We start from the raw sequence: 22,315 nt of genomic DNA on the forward strand, positions 1-22,315 counted from the left end.
GCCGGGAGTTAAAAGGTCGGAACCGTCCTCGTTCGGCGACGGTTGGTGGGGAAAGGGCGCTCCCCGCGACCACACCCCTTTTTGGTGTCGTCGCCTAACGACCAGTGTATGGTCGATGTCCTCGACAACAAACGAGCTGCGACGCGGTTTCGGATCCTCGTCCAGATCGCCGAGCGCCAGCCTGCGGTGAGCCAGGGAGAGATCGCAGACGACGTCGGGGTGACGAGTCAGGCGGTCAGCGAGTACATCCGCGAACTCGTCGACGACGGTCTCGTCGAAAAAGAGGGGCGTTCCCGATACCGGGTTACCAACGAGGGTGTCGACTGGCTCTTTACCGCCGCCGACGACGTTCGCCGGTTCGCAGATCACGTCACCGGAGACGTTCTCGACGCGATGAGCGAAGCCGCCTATATCGCGACCGACGACATCGAGGAGGGAGAGACCGTGACGCTGTCCGTTCAGGAAGGGCTGTTACACGCGAGCCCTGGAGAGGAAGGCCCGGCAACCGGCGTCGCCACGACCGACGCCGAGGCCGGCACCGACGTCGGCGTCACGAGTTTCGAGGGCGTCATGGAACTCGAGCCCGGCTCCGTCACGGTTCTTCAGATTCCCGCAGTCCGGACGGGTGGCAGTCGGGAAATTTCCGACGAGTTCGTCAGCGAGACCTGCGACGGCCCAGACCTCGTCGTGGCGACGGGCGTCGAAGCCGTCGTCGCCTGTCGACAGGCCGGAACTGCTCCGGCCGTAAACTTCGCCGCCGGTGAAGTCGCCGCCGACGCGGCGGAACGCGGCCTCGAGGTGGTCGCGGTCGTGACGATCGACTCCGTCGGACGGGTTACGGACGCGCTCCGTGATACCGGCGTGGCCTACGAAGTGCTCGAAGGGTAGTTTGCGTTAGGGCGCGTTACCGGCGATGACGTGCTGTAAGTGGACGTACTCCTCGAACGACATCGGCGCTCGACGCTCGATTTTCTGTTGGATTTCCTTCGCATCGAGATCGATCCCCAGTTCGCTCTCGACGGCGTCGACGTCGAGGACGGCCGTCGACATGCCGAGCAAAAGGTGTTCACAGGCCATCGTTTCGATCGTCTCCGGATCCGGATCGTCCGTCCCCTGTGACTGGATCTGGGCCGCGTCCTCGAGCGACAGCGACGGGGTTTCACCCGTTCTGATCGCCTCGAGGGTTTCCTCGTCTACCCCTGTCAACAGCGAGATCTGATCGAGACCGGTGGTTTCGATGATCTCCTCGAGGTCGGCTTCGTACTCCGATCGAAGTTGCTCCGGCGAATCGGGCACGGACATTCGTTGCTCGTAGAACATATCGGTTCGAACGGGAAACGGGCTCAAATGGGTTGCCATTGAAGCTGACCCGTCGAGATTCGCGTCGGCGAGTAGCTCCCCGCGGTCGGACACCCTCGAGCAGTGACGGGGAGGTATCCCCCGATAGCCATCGTCACCGACTGGGACAGCACCTTACGAAAGCACGCGTCGGATCCGCTCGAGAAGGGGAGTATCGTCAGATCGACCGGCCCTGGTATCTGGCGTTGAGACGTCGCTCTCGGTCGACGATCCATCGACTGCTGGTGGAGCGGTCCCCGTCGAATCACGCGCCCCCGCATTCTCGTCCGATAGCGAGGGGGCGGCGAGTTGGGCTTCGACCTGCTGGTGATCGATCCCGTTCAATTCCCCGAGACGACGATGAGTGAGGTGATTCTGTTCTCGTTGCTCGCTCGCGCGTGTCGGAGGGGCGTGCGTCTGTGTATCCATTCCGGAAACGAGTACGGTAGTGTTCGTGTCCGTCGTTGCTCTTTCGAGCGCTTCGACGCGACGCTCGAGTCGGTCGACGGTTGCGACTGCCGAATCCGCGCGTCGTTCGACGCTCTCGTTGACCGAGCGAACGTTTCCGACGTAGCCGCGCAGTGCCTGTGTACTCCCCTCGAGTTCGGCGATACGAGTGGCCAACTCCTCCGTTTGTTCGTCGAGTCGGTCGATATCGTCGGCAATAGCGGCAGTTTCCGGAACGTCGCGGACCGGTCGATCGCTCTCCGTGAGTGCCCGTTCGACGGCGGCGAGTCGCCGTTCGAGCCGCTCGAAATCGCTCATGGAGGTCCTGGCCTCGTCTCGGTATTTAAATGTACACCCGGTTCCCCTCGACCGACCCCGCAACGTTCAACAGCCCTCCCCCTCATGAGAGTCGTATGAAGGTAGCCCTGATCGGAGTAGGTCAGGCTGGTGGGAAGGTAACCGAACGGCTCGTCCGTTTCGATGCCGAGATGGAGTTCGACGCGATTCAAGGTGGGTTCGCCGTCAACTCCGCGAAAGCAGACCTCCAGTCTCTCGAGTTCGTTGATACGCAACTCATCGGTGCAGACCGCGTCAACGGCCACGGCGTCGGCGGCGATAACGAACTCGGCGCAGAGATCATGCAACGTGACATCGACCAAGTTATCGGCGGTATCGACGGTCGGATTACCTCGAGCGCGGACGCGGTATTCGTCGTCGCCGGTCTCGGTGGCGGGACCGGCAGTGGTGGGGCTCCAGTCCTCGTCAACAACCTCCAGCGAGTCTACGACATCCCCGTCTACGCGCTCGGGATCCTCCCAGGACAGAACGAAGGGGCGCTATATCAGGCGAACGCTGGACGGTCTCTGAAGACGCTCGTCCGCGAGGCGGATTCGACGCTCCTGGTCGACAACGACGCCTGGCACGAACAAGGAGAGAGCGTCGAAGGAGCGTTCGAAACGATCAACGAGAACATCGCTCAACGTGTTGGACTCCTCTTCGCGTCGGGCGAGGGGATAGACGGCGTCGGCGAAAGCGTCGTCGATTCCAGCGAAGTTATCAACACGCTTCGGGAAGGCGGCGTCGCCGCGCTCGGCTACGCGAGCGAGGTCGCCGCCGATGACAGCGAGGAGAACATTCGAACCGTGATGAACGTCTCGAGACAGTCCCTGTTGACCGGGACGAGTCTCCCGGATGCAACGACCGCCGATGCGGCGCTGCTCGTCATCGCCGGGAAGCCCGACGTGATCCCGCGAAAAGGCGTCGAGAAGTCTCGCCGCTGGCTCGAGGACGAAACCGGGAGCATGCAGGTCCGGGGTGGCGACTTCCCCCTGCAGAGCGATCGGGTCGCCGCGCTCGTCTTGCTCGGTGGCGTCGAGCGTTCCGACCGGATCGACCAGTTCATGGAACGCGCCCGCGAAGCGCAAAAACAAGAGGACGAGCCGAAAGAAGACCCGGCCGAGCAGTTCGCCGACGACCGGCTCGAGAACCTATTTTAGGCCGAAAACGCTTCTATGGGCGGTCTTTCTGGGTCCGAGCGAACCGACATCGACGAGTCTCTCACTCGATTTCGGTGCCGTTATCGATTCGCCGGACGACCGATTTCGGCTCCGTCGTCACTGACGATGGTGATAGTGACTGCACCGCAGTCGCACTCGTAGGCTCGGCGCGTTCCGTCCTCGGTTCGCATCGAGAGTATCAGTCGGTCTGACTCGAGTGACTGGTCGCAGTGTTCGCACGTACAGGAGAGTTCTTCCAGCATAGATACGTCTCGTTCAGGAAGGCATGTCAATCTCCGCCAACAGGAGAGTGAAAGTGAAAGTAAAACGGAGACGAACTACACGGCTCGAATTAACTATTTGTCACCTGAAAAACGTTACCGCTCCGAACGGAGACTGACAGTCGGCCAGTAGCTCGAGCGGACTTCGAAACTGACTCGTTCACACGCGCTTCGATAGGCACTCGAAAACGGTTGAGCGTAACCTCATACTTGGGGTTGATCGACAGTGAGAGAGAAAATTGCTCGCTCGACAGCGTCCGTCATTTATGTGCAATCGCGACCCCCATGCTAGTCCCCAACACACGTTATGGGCCCCCTGCTAACGGTTTTCAGGGGGTTTTGTACCGGTACATTTAAATTACGTGCGGCAGTAGTTACAGGTACCAGAACGCCATCGGGGCGCGTATCGCTCGACGAACGATGACAGGAAATCTTATTCACCGAGATTTCGCAGGTTCTGAGCGTATGCTGTCGCCGATGCGGGAATGGCACAGAAGGTTTACTAACACATGGTAGACGAATCCAAAAACATCGAACTCACAGAAGACGACCTCGAAAACAAATCGAAAGGCCAGCTCATCAAGATGGCCGGCCAGCTCCGAGATCGGCGGAATGATCTCAACCAGATGGCCTCCGAGCGGGCATCCAGCCGCGACGACTTGAACGCAAAGACGCGCGAAAAGGTTGACGAGGCACAGGAACACCGCGAAAAACGCGACGAGCTCAACGAACAGGTACAAGAGCACAAAGAGAGCCGAAACGAGCTCAACGCGGAAGCGAACAAGCTCTTCGACCGCGTCGAGAAGCTCAAATCCGACATGGAACTCGACGAGGGAAAAGACCTCGAGAAGCTCGAAGAAGAGATCGAGCAACTCGAGTTCAAACAGCAGACCGAAGTCCTCTCGAGTGAGGAAGAACAGGAGCTCATCGAGAAGATCGAGTCCAAACGCGAGGAGTATGCGGAGCGAAAGGACAAGCTCGACCAAAACGACGACCTCGAAGAGCTCGTCGAAGAGGCAGAGGAAGTGCGTTCGGAGGCCTCCCAGCACCACCAGAAGGTCACCGAACTCGCCGACAAGGCCCAAGAGCACCACAACGAAATGATCGAGGCCTATCGAGAGGCCGACGACATCCGCGACGAGGCCGACGAGATGCACGAGTCCTTCGTCGAAGCTCAGGAAGCCGCTGACCAGCACCACGAGGACTTCGTCCGCGTTCAAAAGCGCCTGCGCGAACTCGACAAGAAAGAGGAAAAAGAGCGCAAGTCCCAGCGGGACAAGAAAAAAGAGGAGGCCAAGGAGGAAGCCGAGGAGATCTACCAGAAGTTCAAGGAAGGAGAGACTCTCGACACCGAGGACCTCATGAAACTCCAGAAGACCGGCCTGCTCTAACGACGTCGCCTTCCCGCGTTTCGTTTTGCGGATTTCCGTTCATTTTGTCTTTCCGTCGACTCCCGGTCCTCGAGCCGCGGCTCTCGATTCGCTTCGCTGGGGCGTCGATCTCGAGTCCGGTAAGCCACACTTGTTGGTCTCGAGTTTAGCAAGTCACGTTGCTGGCCTCGAATCGCTCTCTTCGGCGTTCGGAACGAACGCGCAGTTGACGGGTGATGATTTTTGCGTCTCGTTTCCGTCGGAGAATCCATGAGCGAAGCGAACGGTCCGTCGCGCCGTCGGCCGTTCTTCCTTGCCGGAGTGACCGTGGGCATCGGATTCGGTGCGGTACTCGACGTGATCATCTTTCATCTCACCTTTCAGACTCATCACCTGTTTTCGGGATTCTACGATCCCTACAGCTACGACGGGCTTCGAACGAACGTCATGTTCGACGGCGTGTTTTTGCTCGCGATGGTCGCGGTAACGGCACTGGGTCTCGGGATGGTGTGGCGGGTCGTAAACCGCACCGACGAGGCGCTTTCGACGCTGTTTCTCCTCGGATCGATCGTCGTCGGCATGGGACTGTTCAACCTCGTCGACGGCGTGGTAAGTCACGAAGTGTTGGATCTGCACAACGTCGTCCACGGCACGGAGGCCTGGAACCTCCCCTGGATCGTCGTAAGCGTGCTCATGCTGGCCCTCGGATTCGTCCTCCTCAAAGTGGCAGGTGATCACCGCCGCGGTTCGAATTGAGTTCCGACGCGAACGACGGTCTCGTGGTCTGGCTCGCACCACGTTCACCACAACCAGCAACAGGTCGTCACAAGAGCGTGTTCACGCCATCAGAGGCGATCCGATATCGAGCCACAACTCCTGCCAATACGAGTATGCTTGTCTGACGTACGTTTATGTATCCGGACCAACCCCTAGTTGGTATGTCGAAAAACCGCGTCGAGAAGCTGGAATCGACGGTTGCGGAACTCGAGTCGACGGTCGAAGGACTCACCGAAGAGCTCGTCGAATCGAAAGAGCGCATCCGCGTCCTCGAGGCCGAACTGGACACAGAAACGCCGACGCGAGCCGCCTCGAGACGGACGAGCCGGAAGGGAGAAGCATCGTCGGAGGAGCCGGCGTCGGACGAAATGATAGACGCCGAGGCGGCGGAGGCTGAGGCCGCAAACGCCGAGGCCAACTCGGAAGCAGAATCGACCGACGCCGATTCCGGCGAGGACGAAGCGGAAGACTCAGGTAGCGACGACATTATCGTCGCATAACAACAGATTCCTGCGACCGCTCGCGAGAAGCGGTCACGGTCCGACCGGTACGGATAATCGCCGTGATTTCTCGCCGAGGGAGGTCAACTATGGAGGTTTCGCAAGACGATGTATATTAAGGAACTCGTTCTGGACGGCTTCAAGAGCTTCGGCCGAAAAACGAAGATCCCGTTCTACGAGGACTTTACCGTTATTACCGGTCCGAACGGCTCCGGTAAGTCGAACATCATCGACGCCGTCCTCTTTGCACTCGGGCTCGCTCGAACGCGCGGTATCCGCGCCGAGAAACTGACCGATCTCATCTACAATCCCGGTCACGAAGGCGGCGACAACAGCGCCGGCCCCCGCGAGGCGACCGTAGAGGTAATCCTCGACAACTCCGACGACACCCTCGAGCGCTCGCAGGTCGTCAACGCGGCAGGAAGCGACGACGTCGGTGACTGCAAGGAAGTTCGAATCCGCAGGCGCGTCAAGGAGACCGAGGACAACTACTACTCTTATTACTACCTGAACGATCGCTCGGTCAACCTCTCGGATATTCAGGACTTACTCGCACAAGCGGGCGTCACGCCGGAGGGGTACAACGTCGTCATGCAGGGCGACGTCACCGAGATCATCAACATGACGCCCTACAACCGGCGGGGGATTATCGACGAAATCGCCGGCGTCGCCGAGTTCGACGCGAAAAAAGAGGACGCCTTCGAAGAGCTAGAGGTCGTCCAGGAGCGAATCGACGAAGCCGAACTCCGTATCGAGGAAAAGCGCGAGCGCCTCGCACAGCTCGAGGACGAGCGCCAGACCGCCCTTCGCTACCGACGACTCCGCCGCGAGAAAGAGGAGTTCGAAGGCTACCGGAAGGCCAGCGAACTCGAGGAAAAACGCGAGGAACTCGAGAACGTCCAGGAACGGGTCGACGGACTCGAAGGCGACCTCGAGGACCTCCAGCGCGAACTCGATGAGCGACAGGGCAAGGTCGTCCGTCTACAGGAGGACCTCGAGGATTTAAACGCCGAAATTGAGCGCAAGGGAGAGGACGAGCAGTTGCGCATCAAAAGCGAGATCGAGGAGGTCAAAGGCGATATCTCCCGACTTGAGGACAAGATCGAGTCCAGCGAGGACCAGATCCAGTCGGCCGAATCCGATCGGCGCGAGGCGTTCGTCCAGATCGACCGCAAACAGGAGCAAGTCGAGGATCTCACGAGCGAGATGCGCGAGCATAAACTCGAGAAGGCCTCGATCAAGTCCGAGGTTCAGGAACGCGAAGCCGAACGCGAGGAACTCCAAGCCGAGATCGACGCCGTCGACACGGAGTACGACGAGGTCAAAGCCGAACTGCAAGAGCGAAAGGAAGCACTCGAGGACGAAAAGACGGAGAAAAACGACCTTCAGCGCGAGCAGGATCGCCTGCTTGACGAAGCGCGCCGGCGTTCGAACGCGATCAGTGAGAAAGAAGAAACGATCGAGGAGACCGAAGACGAACTCCCCGAACTCGAGAGCCAGCGATCGGATCTCGAACGAGAACTCGAGAAGGCCGAAAAGAATCGGAAGAGCATTGAGGGCGTCGTCGAGGATCTCAAAGGCGAGAAACGGCGTCTGCAGGATGATCTCGACGACCTCGACGACGATATTCAGGCTAAACAGGCCGAGTACGCCGAACTCGAGGCGAACGCGGGCGAGAGCGGCGACTCCTCGTTCGGCCGTGCCGTCACGACAATTCTCAATTCGGGAATTGACGGCTTACACGGCGCGGTCGCCCAGCTAGGGACGGTATCCGGCGAGTACGCCACGGCCTGTGAGACCGCCGCGGGCGGCCGACTCGCGAACGTGGTCGTCGACGACGACGTGATCGGCCAGCAGTGTATCGAGTACCTCAAATCCCGAAACGCCGGCCGGGCGACATTTCTGCCGATCACGAAGATGCGCGAACGCAACCTGCCGAGCGCACCGTCGGACCCCGGTATCGTCGGCTTCGCGTACGACCTCGTCGACTTCGACGACCAGTACGCCGGCATCTTCTCGTACGTCCTCGGCGACACCCTCGTCGTCGAAGACATCGAAACAGCCCGCTCGTACATGGGCGACTACCGGATGGTCACCCTCGACGGCGACCTCGTCGAGAAAAGCGGCGCGATGACTGGCGGCTCGCGAAAGGGCTCGCGGTACTCCTTTTCGGGCGGCGGCAAGGGCCAACTCGAGCGGGTCGCAAAGCAGATCACCGAGTTGCAAGACGAACGCGAATCGGTTCGCGAGGAGCTTCGGGGCGTCGAGGACCGACTCGACGACGCCCGAGACCGTCAGACGGACGCCAAAGACGAAGTGCGCTCGATCGAGTCGAAACTCGAGGGTATCGACGACAGTCGGGAAGACCTCGAGGACGACATCGATCGCCTCGAGGACGAACTCGAGGAGTTGCGCGAAGAACGCGAGTCCGTCGACGAGCGGATGACCGAGATCTCCGAAGAGATCGAGACACAACAGGCCGATATCGAGGAGATCGAAGCGGATATCGACGAGCTCGAATCCGAACTCGCGGACTCGAAGATTCCGGAACTCACCGCCCAGATCGAGGAACTCGACGGCGAGATCGACGAGCGCGAGGACAAGATCGACGAGCTCGACGGGAAACTCAACGAACTCGAACTCGAGAAGCAGTACGCCGAGGACGCGATCGAGGACCTCCACGACGATATCGAGGAGGCCCAGAACCGTAGGGCCGAACACGAGGTAAAAATCGAGGAGTTCGAGGAGCAAATCGAGGACAAACGCGGCGTCCTCGAGGCAAAACGCGAAGCAGTCGAGGAACTCGAAGAAGAGCTCACCGAACTCAAGGAGGATCGCCGTGAGCTCAAAGACGAACTCGGCGACGCGAAGACGGACCGCGATCAACAACAGGATCGAGTCAACACCGTCGAGAGCAAACTCGAGGACAACCGCGAGCGGGCGGACGATCTCGAGTGGGAACTCGAAGCGCTTGAGGAGGAGGTCGGCGACTACGATCCCGAAGACGTTCCGGACCACGAGACCGTTATCGAGATGATCGAACTGCTCGAGTCGGATATGGAAGCACTCGAACCGGTCAACATGCTCGCGATCGACGAGTACGACGAGGTTCGAGACGATCTCGAGCGTATCGAAGAAGGAAGAGACACGCTAGTCGAGGAGGCCGACGGCATTCGCGAGCGGATCGAACAGTACGAATCTCAGAAGAAACGGACGTTCATGGATGCCTATGAGTCGATCGCCGAACACTTTACGGACATCTTCGAGAAGCTCTCGGAGGGGACTGGCTCGTTGCACCTCGAGAACGAGGAAGACCCCTTCGAGGACGGGTTGACGATGAAAGCTCAGCCGGGCGACAAGCCGATCCAGCGCCTCGACGCGATGTCCGGCGGGGAGAAGTCCCTGACCGCGCTGGCCTTTATCTTCGCGATTCAGCGACACAACCCCGCGCCGTTCTACGCGCTCGACGAGATCGACGCCTTCCTCGACGCGGTCAACGCCGAACGCGTCGGACAGATGGTCGACGAACTCGCGGGCGAGGCCCAGTTCGTCGTGGTCTCTCACCGCTCGGCGATGCTCGACCGCTCCGAGCGGGCGATCGGCGTGACGATGCAACAGGACAACGTGAGCGCGGTGACGGGTATCGACCTGAGCGCCGAGGAGGTGCCGGCGGATGACTAAGGGCGGAAGGGATAGAGAACGTGAATCCGACTCCGGCTCTCCGGACGACGATATTCCACTGAATATCGCGGGCCACGAAGAACGCAAGCGCTCGAGCGACTCCGCGGATGACGACGTTTTTTCGTTCAGCGAAGAAGCGGCGGCTGGAGACGACCTAACGGAGAGCGACGTCCTCGAGAGCTCCGCCCAGCGTGGCGAAGAGCAGGACGACGATGACGATGAAGTCGAACCCGTCGAACTCCTGGTCCAACTCGCCAAAGACGGCGAGATCGACCCGTGGGATATCGACATCGTCGCCGTGACCGACAAGTTCCTCGAGGTGCTCGACGAGGCGGACCTCCGGACGTCGGGTCGGGCGCTGTTTTACGCGAGCGTGCTCCTGCGGATGAAAAGCGACGAACTGTTCTCGCCTGACGAGCCCGACGAGGAGGAACTGCCGCCGTGGGAAGCTCCCTTCGCGGACGACGGCCCCGCCGAAGACCACGAACCCGGCTTCGACCCCATCGAGAGCCTCGAGGCCGAGATGGATCGACGCCTCGAGCGCAAGTCCGCCCGCGGGAAGCCGGAGACGCTCGACGAGCTCGTTCGGGAGCTTCGAGACGCCGAACGGGGCACCTGGTGGAAGGAATCTCGAAGCTACGACACGAGCGACTCGCCCAGCGGCTACGATCGCGGGATGCAAGAGCTGAGCTACCACTCGGGCGACGACTTTCGGGTCGACGACGAGCCGACCGCCGGCGACGTAACCCACACCACCCACGAGGAGGACATCGAGGACGTGATCGAGGACGTCGAAAGCGTCCTCGAGACCCAATACGAGAACGGCCGGGAGGAAGTGTTGTACGCCGAAATCGACGAAACCGGCGGCTCTCGAGTCATGACCTACCTCGCATTGTTGTTTTTGGCGCATCGAGGGAGCGTGGTTCTCGAGCAGGACGAACTGTTCGGCGACCTCTGGATCCAGCAAGCGGGCGTGGAAGCGGAGCCGAGTGAAGCGATTGCGGACTAGTCGCTTCGGTAGCCGTTTTTAGAGGGTGACGTTCCTATTCGGATCCCAATTTCTGAGTGAAGTACTGAAAGGGGTTTCCGCACCGTGATGGCTACGCTACGTGCGGTGGTGCGCACTGCTCGCGGGTCGCGATAGCGATCCGCGAGTGAAACTGCACGAGGGATGAGTGAGCGGAGCGTCGCGGAACAGCGAACGGCGAAGTCGTTCGAAACGGCCTGCCGTTTCGTGACTGAGCGAATCACAGATTCGCGAGGTCCGCGAGATCAGAGATCTCGCTTGATGACGAAAGACGCGAGCATCTTTCGAACCACCGTGAGCCTGCGAGCGAGCGAATCGGCTGGGGAGGATGTGGAAATTCCTGTTGCCAGCGTTCGTCTTGTTGTCCAACGCAGCAGCACTTCCCGTAGACACATTATTCCCCACCTGAAACAATAGTTATATGACACTACAGGGCGTAATGGCAAATGGAAGCCAACACTCCACGGAAGGGGGCGTTCGTATTGAAATGCCCTGGGTGGTAAGAGCACCCGAGACGTGGCTTCCGAACCCGTCAAGGGTCAGTTGCCATGATACGATTGCTTCTCCGCGGGCTTAAACATCCCGTCCGACAGACTCGTAGTATAACAACCAGAAACGGCACTCGGAAACGGACAAGCGGTTCTAGGCGTCTCGGTCCGCCGCTTCGAGTAAGATGACCGCTCCCCCGAGCAAGGCGACGTTCTTCAGGAAATTGGTCTTGTTCGCCTGCCGCTCCTCGCCCTCCATGGTCCAGAAGTCGTGGATCGACGGCGTGGTGGTCAAAAAGAAGACGATCAGCGCACCGGCGGACACTCGAGGGAATTTCCAAAGCAGGATGCCGAGATTCGCCACGAAGAGCATGCCGGTCACGAACGGAACCAGGAGGTCCGGAACCGGAACGCCCTTCGCTCGAGCGACCTCGACGCGCTTTTCGTTGTTCTTGAATCCATCGACGGCCATGTACGCGAGGATGCCGCCGTACAGCGCCCGGCCGAGGGCCGACGGCGGCTCACTCGAGGAGCCGGGATCGGACACTCAGATCACCTCGAGTCGGCTGACGTTCGCCTCGAGTCGGCCGACGGTGTGGTACTCTCCGTCGTCGTCCCGTCGCATGATTCGGCCCTCTACGTCGTCACGCTGATCGGGCACGTCGAACAGGCCCGAACCACAGATGACGTCCCCCTTGTACACGTCCCACGTCTCAACGATTTCGTGCGGTTCGCCGGGGTAGGGGACCCGATCGAAATCGCGTCCGAAGTTCGTCGACTCGAACAGCGCCGCCTCGTGGTCGTCCTCGACCCAGGCCGGCGGAGCCTCCTCCCCGCCACAGAAGAAGACGATGCCGTCGTGGACGAAGACGCACCTGATGTAGGAGAAGTCGTTCCCGTCGTCGAGGCGCGACCAGGAGTCGCCGGCGTCGGTCGTCCGGTAGAGCCCGCCCGCGCCGACCGCGTGGCCCAGTCCGAGATTCTCGAGTTCGTGATCCAGATACCCCGTGGTCGCGAGCCAGACGTCCGCCGAAATCGGGAGGATCTGATGCACGTCGTCGACGATCGTATCCCGCCGATCCCGCCACGTTTGCCCCCCGTCGTCGCTCAGGTGGATGCCGCCGGCTTCGACGCCGGCGATCAACCGCTCCGGTCGGCCGGGGACGGCCTCGAGCGCCCGCAATCGCGCGTAGTGGGGATCGATCGGGGACTCCCAGTAGCCTCGAGAGGGGAGATCGCGAAACCCCTTCAGTTCGTCCCACGTCTCCCCGTCGTCGACCGACCGATAGAGGTACGGATCGTTCGTGCCCGCGTAAAGCGCCCCGTCGGCCGTCGCCAGAATCGACCACACCTCGCTCTCGCCGGCGTGCCAGAAGCGGTCCCCCAGCGGTACCTCGAGGTCCTCCCACGTCTCGCCGTCGTCGTGCGACCGGTACGCGCCACTCGAGGACGCGACGAAGACGCCGTCGGTGTGATCCCACGATTTCACGGCCGTCACCACGTCACACTCGAGAACGCATTCCGCCTCCGATCGGTCGAACGGAATTTCGTCGACCCGGTACAGGCCGTCGTCTGTGCCGATCAACAATGGCATACGACCAGTGTGTGAGTTAGACACACAGATAAAGTTTTACCAGGCCGTAAAACGCTAAGTGCCGGCGGACGAAAGAGGGTACTCGAGACGGATTCGTTCGGCCACCCGGGACGACATCGCTTTCGCAAATCCCAGCGTCCGACGTACCACGAAAGCCACAGATCCATGACACCGACACACCCGACGAAACGACCGACCGATGCGACACACCTTGGGGAGGGACCGGATCTCCCAACCGAATTGCTCAATCTTCCCTGGATCGACATCCACAACCACGCGCACACGCTCTCGTGGGAGGACCGGGAGCGCTATGCTCTCGCCGGGTGCGAGTCGATGGTGATGGTCGCCTCCGGCTACCACTGGACGCCATACAAGCCGGTCAGGGCCGAAGATGTCCGCTTTCTCTGGGACGACGCGGTGAACCGCCGCGCGGCCATCGAGCGCGATCACTTCTTCGAGGCGAACCTCGGGTTGGGCATCCACACCGGCGTCCGCATCGAGAACCCGGACGAACTGCTCGAGGCGATGGCCGACTACTGCGAGCTCGAGGAGGTCGTCGCCGTCGGCGAGACGGGCGTCACACCCGCCCAGCACGTCGAAGCCTGGGACGTAGACGAGCAACGCGCCATGGTTCAAGGGCAGATGGAACTCGCGGACGCACACGACCTGCCGGTGCTCTTGCACACGCCGAACCAGTCCGGCGATTCAGGTCGATCCTACCGCTCGGAAATCGGCGTTCCGGGCTACGAGAAGAATACGGAACTGGGAGCTGATCCGGTCCTCGAGGGCGACAATCCGGCGCTCGAGGCTGTCAAACTCGACGTCGAGGCGATGGACGACGCCGGGATCGACGACGAGCGCGTCGTGGCCTCGCACGCGGACGGAAACAACACCGAGTATCTCATGGAGGACACGGACTGCTACCTGAGTTACACCATCGGCCACTCGTGGCTGATCGGCGTCGACGCCGCGGACGTCGCGGACGCGATCGACGAATACGGCCCCGAACGGATCATGATCGACACGGACTGTGCGAACGTACTCCGGACGGATCCGTTCGCGCTGAAGCGGGCCATCTTCGAACTCTATCGGTACGGTATCGACGAGGACGCGATTCGAACAGTCGTGCTCGAGAATCCGCGCGCCGTGTTCGATATCGCATGACGTTTCGATCGTGTTCGCCGGAACCGCAGCAACACCACGGGCGACGAATGCAGAGGGCAGTTGGAATATTCCAAAACCAGTCTTTACGGGCTGTTCGATAACACAATACTCATGCAAGCTTTCGAATTCACGATTACGTACGAGAGGGGTGCCGACGAGTTGATGGACGTCTTCATCGAGAATCCGGGGCTGTATTCGAAGACGATCTCGTGTAACGTCTCCGATGGGACGATGTGGCGACTGGACGAAGTGACGGGACCGACCGAGTCGCTACTGGCCTACGACGACGTGATCGAGGGGTTACATCGGTGTACGAATCTCGAGGGCGTCGGCGGGTGCCAGATCGACTGGTCACACGAAGTGCTCGTCGAGACGGCAAATCGTCGCGTTATCTACTCGAAACAGTCCGAGGGCCCTGGCTGTCGATCGGTGCCGTACCTGGTGAGAGAGTCTCTCGGCGACGGGGCGCTGTTCCGCGCAGAACAGTATCACGATACGTACAAGTGGCGCGTCCTCGTCGAAAACGACGCATCGTTGAGCCCGATCTACGAGACGATCGACGCTCATCTCAGGTCGGGCCTCGAGCTACGATTCGAGCGCGTGGATCACTCGCCCGAGTGGGACGATCGCCGATCGGCCGCTGAGGATCTGTCCCACGAACAACGCGAGGCACTGCAAACGGCGGTGGAGTACGGCTACTACGAGTCGCCGCGTGAGGTATCCTTACAGGAAATCGCAAACGACGAGGGGATACCAGTCTCGACGCTCCAGTATCGGGTTACGCGTGCAGAAGCCTGGCTCGCGAAGCGCTACCTTTCGGGATTCGTCGAGGACCCATCGGAGTCGACTAACTCCGGCGAAGACGCCAGTCCCGAAAGCGAAATGTCGGTTTCCTCCTGAGTCAACTCGGTTTTCGGGATCGGTCGCCCAGTTCGAGTCTTCAGCACAATGAGACCGATTGATGAATCGGTGGAGAAACGACCAGCTGACAGCGACGACGACATCCCGTTTGGAACGTTCCAAACGAGGCCACTTCTCCCACCGAGGTAATCATCAACTGTGACCCGACGATGAAGGAACCGACAACTGCTGATGGACGGACGGTATCGCGACGGAACTATCTCAAGCTCGGTGCCGGGACAGCGCTGTCGCTGCCGCTTGCCGGCTGTTTCGGATTCGGCGACGACTCGGCAACGGACATGTCCGGGTCCCCATCCGATGGCTCGTCCTTGACAATTATCAAGGACGGCACGCTGGTCCCCGTCGATCCCGACGTGGGCGTTCAGGAGCACGCGGACGTGTTGATCGAGGACGGAGAGATCGTCGAAATCGCCGATACCATCGACGAGGCCGACGCCGAAATCGTCGACGCGAGCGACGCCATTGTCCTCCCCGGGTTCGTCAACTCCCACCTGCACACCTGGCAGGCGAGCGTCCGCGGCACCACCGGTGACTGGACGTTCTCCGAGTACCTCGAGTTGATGCTCGGCGATGTCAGCAGCCGGTATGAACCCGAGGACGCGTATTTGGGGAACCTCTTCGGCGCGGTCGAGCAACTCCACACCGGAACGACGACGGTCTTGGACTGGTTCCACATCGCGAACTCCCCGGACCACACCGATCGGGCGATCGACGGACTTGAGGACGCCGGTATTCGGTCGGTGTTCGCTCACGGGCCACCCGGGGACGACGGCGATACGTGGTGGGAGGCGAGCACGGAACCGCATCCGTCCGATATCGAGCGACTGCACGACGAGCGGTTCCCGGCCAACGACGGGTTGGTGACGCTGGCGATGGGTATTCGCGGTCCCGATTACGCGACCGACGAGGTCGTCGAGGACGACATCACCCTCGGCCGAGAACTCGACATCCCGATCTCGATGCACATCGGCTCGCTCGGTCCGGGCGGCATCTACAATCTCGAGGAACTCGATCTCTTGGGATCGGATCTCAACTACGTCCACGGGAACCGGTTCGAGCAAGAAGAGTTCGAATTAATCGGCGACTCCGGCGGCTCGATTTCGATCACGCCGGAGGTCGAAATGCAGATGGGAATGGGGATGCCGGTTCTCGGCGAGGCCATAGCGGCGGGCGCGACACCGACCCTTGGCGTCGACATCACGTCGAACGTCAGCGGCGAAATGTTCACCCAGATGCGGATGGCCCTGCAGGCGCAGCGAGCGCTCGACAACCAGCCGGCCGTCGAGCGAAACGAACAGATCGAATCGGTCTCTCTGGACGCCCGACGCGCGCTCGAGCTTGCGACCATCGAGGGCGCACGCGCACTCGGGATGGAAGACCGGATCGGCTCGATCACGCCGGGCAAGCGGGCCGACATCGTCTTGCTTCGTACCGACGACATCACCACCGCACCCGTTCACGACCCGGTCGAAACGGCGGTGTTCCAGGCGGGCACCTCCACCGTGGACACCGTACTGGTCGACGGACGTATCGTCAAACAAGACGGCGTGGTACACAACAAGGCGATCGAAACGCACTGGTCGGCGTTCGAACAGTCGGGCGCCGATATCATCGACGAGAGCGTCGTCGAGCCCGAACGCCCCTGAGGACCGAACGGAGCGGACGCCACAACCGTGCCCTCAGCCCCCCTTCGACGCAAGTCGAATCGAGAACGCGTTCACACTGGCAGTGAGGAGGGAGGGGTGCCACGATCCGTGCAAACGCCTGCGTGAGAGCGGCGAGTTTCGAGGCCGATCAGTCGAACCGACAGGTGTTCGTCAGCTCGCCGACGCCCTCGATCCCGATCGTGACCTCGTCGCCGTCCTCGAGCAGGACCGGCGGTTCCCGGTAAACGCCGACGCCCGGCGGCGTCCCGGTGAAGATGAGATCGCCCGGCTCGAGCGTGAACGCCTGGCTACAGAACGACACCAGCTCGTCGACGCCGAAGATCAGGTTGTCGGTCGTCGACTCCTGGAGCCGATCGCCGTTTACCTCGGCCCAGATCTCGAGGTCGTGGGGATCCTCGAGTTCGTCCGTCGTTACGAGCTCCGGGCCGACCGGCGCGAAGGTATCGAGGCTCTTGCCGCGAACCCACTGACCGTCGCCGTGCTGGAGGTCTCGAGCCGACACGTCGTTGCCGACGAGGTAACCTGCGACGTGCTCGAGCGCGTCGTCCTCGCTGACCCGTCGCGCTTCGCTGCCAATGACGACGACGAGTTCCGCCTCGTAGTCGACTTTTTCGGTGAGGTTGGGATCCCAGGAGATGGTGCTCTCTGGCCCGGTAACCGCCGTCGGGAACTTCGAGAAGAGCACGGGCTCGTCCGGAATCGGATTGTCGCCCTCCTCGGCGTGATCGCGGTAGTTGAGGCCGACGCAGACGATCTTGTTCGGGTCGCTAACCGGCGCTACTCGTGTCACGTCCTCGGCGTCGTAGGTTCCTGTTCCCGTCTCCTCGGCGTACTCGAGGGCGAGTTCGGCTTTCCGACGCCACTGCCAGTCGGCGAGGAGATCGGTCGTTGCTCGAGGAATCTCAAGGCCGGCTTGCGCTCCTGCCTCGGAAAGGTTGACCACGGTTTCGTCGGTTGTCGATACGCCACACCACGGCCGATTCGTGTTCGCCGATTCGTATTGTCCAATTCGCATGTTTGGCGTGCTGTTAGTTATCGTGTCACGAGTTACGTCTTCGGTTCGGATCGCGGGCGCTGTCGGGTCCGATCGTGGAACCCGACCGCTACAGATCCAGCCCCGCTTCGTCGATCAGTCGACGTCCGGACTCCACGAACCGGTCGAACTCCTCGCTCACCGCAGGGTTCAGGAGTTCGCCGTCGCGTTTGACCGGTTCGCCGTCGACGAGCACCGTGTCGATGTGGGACGGATCCGACTGGAAGACGACGGTCTGGATGGGCGAGTGGGCGGGAGCCGTCGTGAAGTCGTCCGTTCGAATCGTCACGATATCCGCGCGTTTACCGGGCGTGAGCGTGCCGATCTCGTCTTCCATGCCCAGGGCCTTCGCGCCCTCGATGGTCGCCATCTCGAGCGTGTCTCGGCAGGTCAGGCTCACGCTGGTGACCTCCTCGTCGTTCTCAAGCGTTTTCTGATTATCCAGCATTCGCTGGACCTGCAGGCCGACGCGCATCTGACTGGTCATGTCGCCGCTGATATCCGAACAGACATCGACGCCCCAGGTCGGCCGCCCGCCGGCCTCGAGCACCTTTCCGGTAACGGGGATGCCGTGGGCCATCTGCATCTCGACCTCCGGCGTCGCCGAGAAGGAGACGCCCTGATCGACGGCGTGTTGGATGTCCTCCTGAGAAAAGTGATTCGCGTGGGCGACGTTGACGTCCGGGCCGAGCATGTCCGAAATCGCGCCGAAGCCCTGGTAGTCCTCGCCGTAGATCGACGAGGGCCAGAGCGCGGCGCCCATATGAATAGTCGCGACGACGCCGAGGTCGCGCGCGAGTTCGAGATCGCTCCGGGCGACCTCCTCGGTCGTGAAGTCGGGACCGCGAAGCGCCAATCCGAGCGAGAGCAGGTCGTCGTCTTCGATTTTCTCCTCGCGGAGCTGTCGGACGTGCTCTTCGGGGTGGCTCTCAGTGCTGTCGAACCACCACGTCGCCGCGTCGTTTCCGGGCGGGCCGTAGGCGTAGACGGTCCGAAGCCCGGCCTCTTTCAGCCCGTCGACGGCCCGTTCTGCGTGTTCGGGTGTATTGATGGCGTGGGACCAATCCAGCGCGGTCGTCGTTCCCGTGTGGAGCTTCTCGAGCGCACCGAAGAGGTTCCCGAGGTACATATCCTCGGATTCGTAGAGCCCCGCGATGTTCCCCAACATGTCGTCGAAGTAATCGCCCATGAGCGACCAGTCACCGGCGATCCCCCGCACCTGGGTCTGCCAGAGGTGGATGTGCGAGTCGACGAATCCCGGGAGAACGATCCGATCCGTCGCGTCGATCACGTCGGCGTTCGACGCGGAGAGACCGCGCCCGATATCGACGATTTCGCCGTCTTCGATCAGGACGTCCGCGCCCTCGAGTTGTCCGATCTCCGGGTCGAGCGAGACGATTGTGCCGTTCCGTATGATTGTTCGTGACATGCGCAGTTGGCTAGTCTTACCACGAGGATAAAAATTTACTGCTCAGTAAACATTCTGCGGACAGTGGTCTCCGGAGCAATCAAATTATATAGCGTTCTCCCAGAGTAGCCCTATGAGCGAGTCCGACGGGAAAGTGACCTCCAAAGACACCGAAGTAGTGATCATGGAGGCGACCTTTCGTGCGTTGAGCAAGCACGGGTACTCGGACCTCAGAATGCGCGATATCGGCGAAGAGATGGAGTTGACTCGGCAGGTCATCCACTATCACTACGATGGGAAGTACGATCTGCTCTCCTCGTTTCTCGAGTACGTCATCGAGCAGTATGAGGGGAGCGTCGAAGTTGAGGCGGAGGCGGACCTCCGAACGGAACTCGACGCCCGGATCGACCAGTGTCTGTTCGGCCCGGAATTTGGCGAGTTTACCCACTGGGACCGCATGAAGGTGTATCACGAACTGTACACGCAGGCCCAGAACGACGACCAGCACCGAGAAATTTTCAACGAACACTACAAACAGCTTCGGGGAAGCGTCGTCAAAGTCATCGAAGAGGGGATCGAACAGGGAACGTTCCGCGACGTCGACGCCCAACGCATGGGGCAACTCATCACGGACGTTATCCACGCCGCGCGGGGCCGACGGATCTCCCTCGGCCACGAGGACGCCCCCGAACAGGCCCGCCAAGCCATCGACGAATTTATCCTCGACTCGTTGGCTCTCGAGGAACAACAGTAGACAGAGCATAATTCCTTTCTTTAAGATCGGCTCGAAAACTGCAATACGTAACAGTAACCTCTGTTACTGGGGGAATCGGCAGGCGTCGTAGACGCCTGCCACAACTCCCGGCAAAATCCGTTGATGCCGTCAGAACACACGGCATTCTGATAATGTCAAACACCGCAGCTGCGAGGTTTCACCCCGCTCCGTCGGTGAACCACTCGCTTCGTCTTCGCACGGCTACGCCGCGCGAACGGTTCACGGAACGTTCAGTTCCACGCTACCTAATTCAGCGAGAGAGTCCCGCCGTTTACGGCGTCCTCAGAACGCAAGCGTTCTGATGGGCATCGCAAACCTTCGGTTTGCTCAACGGGCGTGAATCGCGTAAGCTCCGTTCCGCGTCCGCCGATCACTGCTGGTCTGGGGCCACCAAGTCGTCGGCAGCGTGGATTAGCATCCCTCGCCACGTCAGGCCGTGGTCGTTTTTCACGCGCTTAATACGCTCGTACTGTTCGTCGTCCGGTACTTCGATGTTGACGTGGTTCGACATACTATCTACGAGAACCCGTATGTTTATGTTAGTTCCGGCCGTAGCAGTAGATAGCGATGAAGCGGACCAACACCTTCGAAGTCGTTCCTCAGTCCGACGCGGACGAGGAGTTGCTTCGTGGTCTGTTGGACGCTTCAGCCGCTCTCTGGAACGAAATCAACTACGAGCGCCGCCAACACTACGCCGACCCCGATGGCGACGTGTGGGAGAGCAGGAGTACCGCGGACGGTATGGCGGCACACTCGGCGCTTCGACGGTTCAGCAAATCGAACGCAAGAACCGCGAAGCGTGGCGGTCGTTCTTCGCGCTCCAAAAGAAGGGAGAAGCCAACGGCAAGCCCGGCTTCTGGGGCAACGAACGCGAAGGACGCGACCTTCAGACGTACATCCGCAACACATCGTACTCGGTCGAATGGGGCGAATACTCTCGCCTCGAAATCCTCGTCGGGAGCGACCTGAAGGAGGAGTACGGACTCGGGGCGCGGGAACGCCTTCGCCTCGAAGTTCGCGGAGAACCAAACTGGAAAGAGTACGACAAGCAAGGTCGGCTCGAACTGTACTACGACGAGACCGCACAGACGTTCAGGGCCTTTCAGCCAGTCACCGTAGACAATTCTCGACTGGCACAACCACTGGCTTCGGAAGAAGCTGCCTTGGACATCGGTGCGAACAACCTCGTCGCGTGTACGACCACAACCGGCCAGCAGTACCTCTACGAAGGCCGCGGCCTGTTCGACCGCTTCCGCGAAACCACGCGCCGAATCGCCGAGCTTCAGTCGAAGCTTCGAGATGGTCGGTACAGCAGCAAGCAGATTCGCTCGCTATACCGGCGTCGAACGCGCCGACGCGACCACGCCCAAGACGCGCTTTGCCGCAACCTCATCGAACGGTTGTACGACGAGGGTGTTGCGACAGTGTACGTCGGCGATCTCACCGACGTTCTCGAAACGTCGTGGTCCGTCCGATCGAACGCGAAGACGCACAACTTCTGGGCGTTCCGGGCGTTCATCAATCGTCTCGCGTGTACCGCCGAGGAGTTCGGCATCACCGTCGAAGTTCGGACGGAAGCGTGGACTTCGCAAGAGTGTCCGAACTGCGGTTCGACCGACCGTACGACTCGGCATCAAGACTCGCTCACGTGCGCCTTCGGCTCTGACGGTCACGCGGACTTAACGGCGAGCGAGACGTTCCTGAGACGGCACAACAGCGTAGTACGGCCGATGGCACGGCCTGTATGCCTCAAGTGGGACGACCACGAATGGTCAGAGTCACCACGCTCAGTTCCCAACGAGGAGCATACGAACCCGCAAGTTGCCTCCGTGGGTCGGTAAGCGAGACCCCCAGCGTGAGGAAACCCCGGCGTTCACGCCGGGGAGGATGTCATTCGCGGATGCTGGTGTTTTCAACAGTGGTCACGTCGCCCCGAGTACAGGATTCGGTTGACTGTCGAGCGGAACGATCTTCGCGGCGAGAGACTCCTGCGTGCACTGGTATGAGGTCACCTGAAGACACATTATTCTGTGTCAGCATAGATTTCTGTATGCCTAGTATCACGGTCAACGTGGACGACGACCTCAAAGACCAAATGGAAAAACACCCGGAAATCAACTGGAGTGAGGTCACGCGACAGGCCATCCAAGAGAAGATTGAGACGCTCGAGATGATGGACGAACTTACCAATGAGAGTGAACTCACCGAGCGCGATGTTCAGGAAATCGCCAATAAAATAAACGAACAAGGACGCAAGCACGTCGAAGAAGAATCGACGTAGACTTGGCGAATGAAGCTGGTCATCGATGCCAACGTCGTTATCTCTGCACTTATCGCGGATTCGAAAT

20 protein-coding genes and 1 pseudogene are annotated in these 22,315 nt (G+C 60.6%); 13 read left to right on the forward strand and 8 right to left on the reverse strand.

Annotated elements, in window-relative coordinates; translation table 11 throughout:
- Positions 1–108 precede the first annotated feature (108 nt).
- Positions 109–888, forward strand: a complete 780-nt coding sequence (locus QNM96_RS02970; RefSeq protein WP_283834520.1) for a winged helix-turn-helix transcriptional regulator — start codon at positions 109–111, stop codon at positions 886–888.
- Between the two features lie 6 nt (positions 889–894).
- On the opposite strand, the gene QNM96_RS02975 is transcribed toward QNM96_RS02970, so the two are convergent.
- Positions 895–1,320, reverse strand: coding sequence for a DUF5791 family protein (locus QNM96_RS02975; RefSeq protein ID WP_283834521.1), 426 nt, complete (start codon positions 1,318–1,320; stop codon positions 895–897).
- Positions 1,321–1,473: 153 nt separating this feature from the next.
- On the reverse strand, positions 1,474–2,103 hold the full coding sequence (locus QNM96_RS02980; RefSeq protein ID WP_283834522.1) for a hypothetical protein: 630 nt from the start codon (positions 2,101–2,103) through the stop codon (positions 1,474–1,476).
- Positions 2,104–2,198: 95 nt separating this feature from the next.
- On the opposite strand from QNM96_RS02980, the gene QNM96_RS02985 reads away from it, so the two are divergent.
- Entirely contained in the window at positions 2,199–3,281 is a 1,083-nt protein-coding gene (locus tag QNM96_RS02985; RefSeq protein ID WP_283834523.1) for a tubulin/FtsZ family protein, read from the forward strand.
- Between the two features lie 80 nt (positions 3,282–3,361).
- Here the strand turns inward: QNM96_RS02985 and QNM96_RS02990 are convergent, their stop codons facing one another.
- Positions 3,362–3,544 (reverse strand): hypothetical protein, encoded by a 183-nt coding sequence (locus QNM96_RS02990; RefSeq protein WP_283834524.1) that lies wholly within the window; start codon positions 3,542–3,544, stop codon positions 3,362–3,364.
- A 527-nt stretch (positions 3,545–4,071) separates the two neighbouring features.
- Here QNM96_RS02990 and QNM96_RS02995 point away from each other — a divergent pair.
- The 5 genes from QNM96_RS02995 (at position 4,072) to QNM96_RS03015 (ending at position 10,899) form a co-directional block, all read left to right on the forward strand.
- The gene (locus QNM96_RS02995) at positions 4,072–4,953 is read left to right on the forward strand and encodes a coiled-coil protein (RefSeq protein ID WP_283834525.1); all 882 of its coding nucleotides are present in this window, start codon (positions 4,072–4,074) and stop codon (positions 4,951–4,953) included.
- Positions 4,954–5,202: 249 nt separating this feature from the next.
- The gene (locus tag QNM96_RS03000) at positions 5,203–5,688 is read left to right on the forward strand and encodes a DUF2243 domain-containing protein (RefSeq protein WP_283834526.1); all 486 of its coding nucleotides are present in this window, start codon (positions 5,203–5,205) and stop codon (positions 5,686–5,688) included.
- A gap of 182 nt (positions 5,689–5,870) precedes the next feature.
- Positions 5,871–6,209: a hypothetical protein gene (locus tag QNM96_RS03005; RefSeq protein ID WP_283834527.1), complete on the forward strand. Its 339-nt coding sequence runs from the start codon at positions 5,871–5,873 to the stop codon at positions 6,207–6,209.
- A gap of 108 nt (positions 6,210–6,317) precedes the next feature.
- Positions 6,318–9,890 (forward strand): chromosome segregation protein SMC, encoded by a 3,573-nt coding sequence (smc, locus tag QNM96_RS03010; RefSeq protein WP_283834528.1) that lies wholly within the window; start codon positions 6,318–6,320, stop codon positions 9,888–9,890.
- Positions 9,883–10,899: a ScpA family protein gene (locus QNM96_RS03015; RefSeq protein ID WP_283834529.1), complete on the forward strand. Its 1,017-nt coding sequence runs from the start codon at positions 9,883–9,885 to the stop codon at positions 10,897–10,899. The genes smc and QNM96_RS03015 overlap by 8 nt, the downstream gene beginning before the upstream one ends.
- A gap of 660 nt (positions 10,900–11,559) precedes the next feature.
- Here the strand turns inward: QNM96_RS03015 and QNM96_RS03020 are convergent.
- Positions 11,560–11,952 (reverse strand): DoxX family protein, encoded by a 393-nt coding sequence (locus tag QNM96_RS03020; protein ID WP_283834530.1) that lies wholly within the window; start codon positions 11,950–11,952, stop codon positions 11,560–11,562.
- The gene (locus QNM96_RS03025; RefSeq protein WP_283834531.1) at positions 11,953–12,999 is read right to left on the reverse strand and encodes a sialidase family protein; all 1,047 of its coding nucleotides are present in this window, start codon (positions 12,997–12,999) and stop codon (positions 11,953–11,955) included.
- A gap of 165 nt (positions 13,000–13,164) precedes the next feature.
- Between QNM96_RS03025 and QNM96_RS03030 the strand changes: the two genes are divergently transcribed.
- The 3 genes from QNM96_RS03030 to QNM96_RS03040 all read left to right on the forward strand — a co-directional run bounded on the left by QNM96_RS03030 (position 13,165) and on the right by QNM96_RS03040 (position 16,730).
- Positions 13,165–14,163: a TatD family hydrolase gene (locus QNM96_RS03030; protein WP_283834532.1), complete on the forward strand. Its 999-nt coding sequence runs from the start codon at positions 13,165–13,167 to the stop codon at positions 14,161–14,163.
- Between the two features lie 111 nt (positions 14,164–14,274).
- On the forward strand, positions 14,275–15,063 hold the full coding sequence (locus QNM96_RS03035; RefSeq protein WP_283834533.1) for a helix-turn-helix domain-containing protein: 789 nt from the start codon (positions 14,275–14,277) through the stop codon (positions 15,061–15,063).
- A gap of 170 nt (positions 15,064–15,233) precedes the next feature.
- A complete protein-coding gene (locus tag QNM96_RS03040) occupies positions 15,234–16,730 on the forward strand; it encodes an amidohydrolase family protein (RefSeq protein ID WP_283834534.1) in 1,497 nt (498 codons plus the stop codon).
- A gap of 148 nt (positions 16,731–16,878) precedes the next feature.
- Here QNM96_RS03040 and QNM96_RS03045 read toward each other — a convergent pair whose 3' ends face one another.
- Both QNM96_RS03045 and QNM96_RS03050 read right to left on the reverse strand, forming a co-directional pair.
- On the reverse strand, positions 16,879–17,766 hold the full coding sequence (locus QNM96_RS03045) for a fumarylacetoacetate hydrolase family protein (RefSeq protein WP_283834535.1): 888 nt from the start codon (positions 17,764–17,766) through the stop codon (positions 16,879–16,881).
- An 88-nt stretch (positions 17,767–17,854) separates the two neighbouring features.
- Positions 17,855–19,213: an amidohydrolase family protein gene (locus tag QNM96_RS03050; RefSeq protein ID WP_283834536.1), complete on the reverse strand. Its 1,359-nt coding sequence runs from the start codon at positions 19,211–19,213 to the stop codon at positions 17,855–17,857.
- 112 nt (positions 19,214–19,325) lie between these two features.
- Between QNM96_RS03050 and QNM96_RS03055 the strand changes: the two genes are divergently transcribed.
- Positions 19,326–19,946 carry a TetR/AcrR family transcriptional regulator gene (locus QNM96_RS03055; RefSeq protein ID WP_283834537.1) on the forward strand — a complete coding sequence of 207 codons (621 nt, stop codon included), beginning with the start codon at positions 19,326–19,328 and terminating at the stop codon, positions 19,944–19,946.
- Positions 19,947–20,337: 391 nt separating this feature from the next.
- Here the strand turns inward: QNM96_RS03055 and QNM96_RS03060 are convergent, their stop codons facing one another.
- Complete coding sequence (locus QNM96_RS03060) at positions 20,338–20,478, reverse strand: hypothetical protein (protein ID WP_283834538.1); 141 nt, start codon at positions 20,476–20,478, stop codon at positions 20,338–20,340.
- 56 nt (positions 20,479–20,534) lie between these two features.
- Here QNM96_RS03060 and QNM96_RS03065 point away from each other — a divergent pair.
- Positions 20,535–21,808, forward strand: a pseudogene (locus QNM96_RS03065) (transposase).
- Positions 21,809–22,017: 209 nt separating this feature from the next.
- A complete protein-coding gene (locus QNM96_RS03070) occupies positions 22,018–22,248 on the forward strand; it encodes a hypothetical protein (RefSeq protein ID WP_283834539.1) in 231 nt (76 codons plus the stop codon).
- Positions 22,249–22,315: the final 67 nt, after the last annotated feature.

Origin of the sequence: Halostagnicola sp. A-GB9-2 (assembly GCF_030068615.1) — an archaeon.
Taxonomy (GTDB): Archaea; Halobacteriota; Halobacteria; order Halobacteriales; family Natrialbaceae; genus Halostagnicola.

Coding starts and splice junctions, on each gene's coding strand:
- QNM96_RS02970 (WP_283834520.1), top strand. CDS start 109: ATGGTCGATGTCCTCGACAACAAACGAGCTGCGACGCGGTTTCGGATC.
- QNM96_RS02975 (WP_283834521.1), bottom strand. CDS start 1,320: ATGTTCTACGAGCAACGAATGTCCGTGCCCGATTCGCCGGAGCAACTT.
- QNM96_RS02980 (WP_283834522.1), bottom strand. CDS start 2,103: ATGAGCGATTTCGAGCGGCTCGAACGGCGACTCGCCGCCGTCGAACGG.
- QNM96_RS02985 (WP_283834523.1), top strand. CDS start 2,199: ATGAAGGTAGCCCTGATCGGAGTAGGTCAGGCTGGTGGGAAGGTAACC.
- QNM96_RS02990 (WP_283834524.1), bottom strand. CDS start 3,544: ATGCTGGAAGAACTCTCCTGTACGTGCGAACACTGCGACCAGTCACTC.
- QNM96_RS02995 (WP_283834525.1), top strand. CDS start 4,072: ATGGTAGACGAATCCAAAAACATCGAACTCACAGAAGACGACCTCGAA.
- QNM96_RS03000 (WP_283834526.1), top strand. CDS start 5,203: ATGAGCGAAGCGAACGGTCCGTCGCGCCGTCGGCCGTTCTTCCTTGCC.
- QNM96_RS03005 (WP_283834527.1), top strand. CDS start 5,871: ATGTCGAAAAACCGCGTCGAGAAGCTGGAATCGACGGTTGCGGAACTC.
- smc (WP_283834528.1), top strand. CDS start 6,318: ATGTATATTAAGGAACTCGTTCTGGACGGCTTCAAGAGCTTCGGCCGA.
- QNM96_RS03015 (WP_283834529.1), top strand. CDS start 9,883: ATGACTAAGGGCGGAAGGGATAGAGAACGTGAATCCGACTCCGGCTCT.
- QNM96_RS03025 (WP_283834531.1), bottom strand. CDS start 12,999: ATGCCATTGTTGATCGGCACAGACGACGGCCTGTACCGGGTCGACGAA.
- QNM96_RS03030 (WP_283834532.1), top strand. CDS start 13,165: ATGACACCGACACACCCGACGAAACGACCGACCGATGCGACACACCTT.
- QNM96_RS03035 (WP_283834533.1), top strand. CDS start 14,275: ATGCAAGCTTTCGAATTCACGATTACGTACGAGAGGGGTGCCGACGAG.
- QNM96_RS03040 (WP_283834534.1), top strand. CDS start 15,234: ATGAAGGAACCGACAACTGCTGATGGACGGACGGTATCGCGACGGAAC.
- QNM96_RS03045 (WP_283834535.1), bottom strand. CDS start 17,766: ATGCGAATTGGACAATACGAATCGGCGAACACGAATCGGCCGTGGTGT.
- QNM96_RS03050 (WP_283834536.1), bottom strand. CDS start 19,213: ATGTCACGAACAATCATACGGAACGGCACAATCGTCTCGCTCGACCCG.
- QNM96_RS03055 (WP_283834537.1), top strand. CDS start 19,326: ATGAGCGAGTCCGACGGGAAAGTGACCTCCAAAGACACCGAAGTAGTG.
- QNM96_RS03060 (WP_283834538.1), bottom strand. CDS start 20,478: ATGTCGAACCACGTCAACATCGAAGTACCGGACGACGAACAGTACGAG.
- QNM96_RS03070 (WP_283834539.1), top strand. CDS start 22,018: ATGCCTAGTATCACGGTCAACGTGGACGACGACCTCAAAGACCAAATG.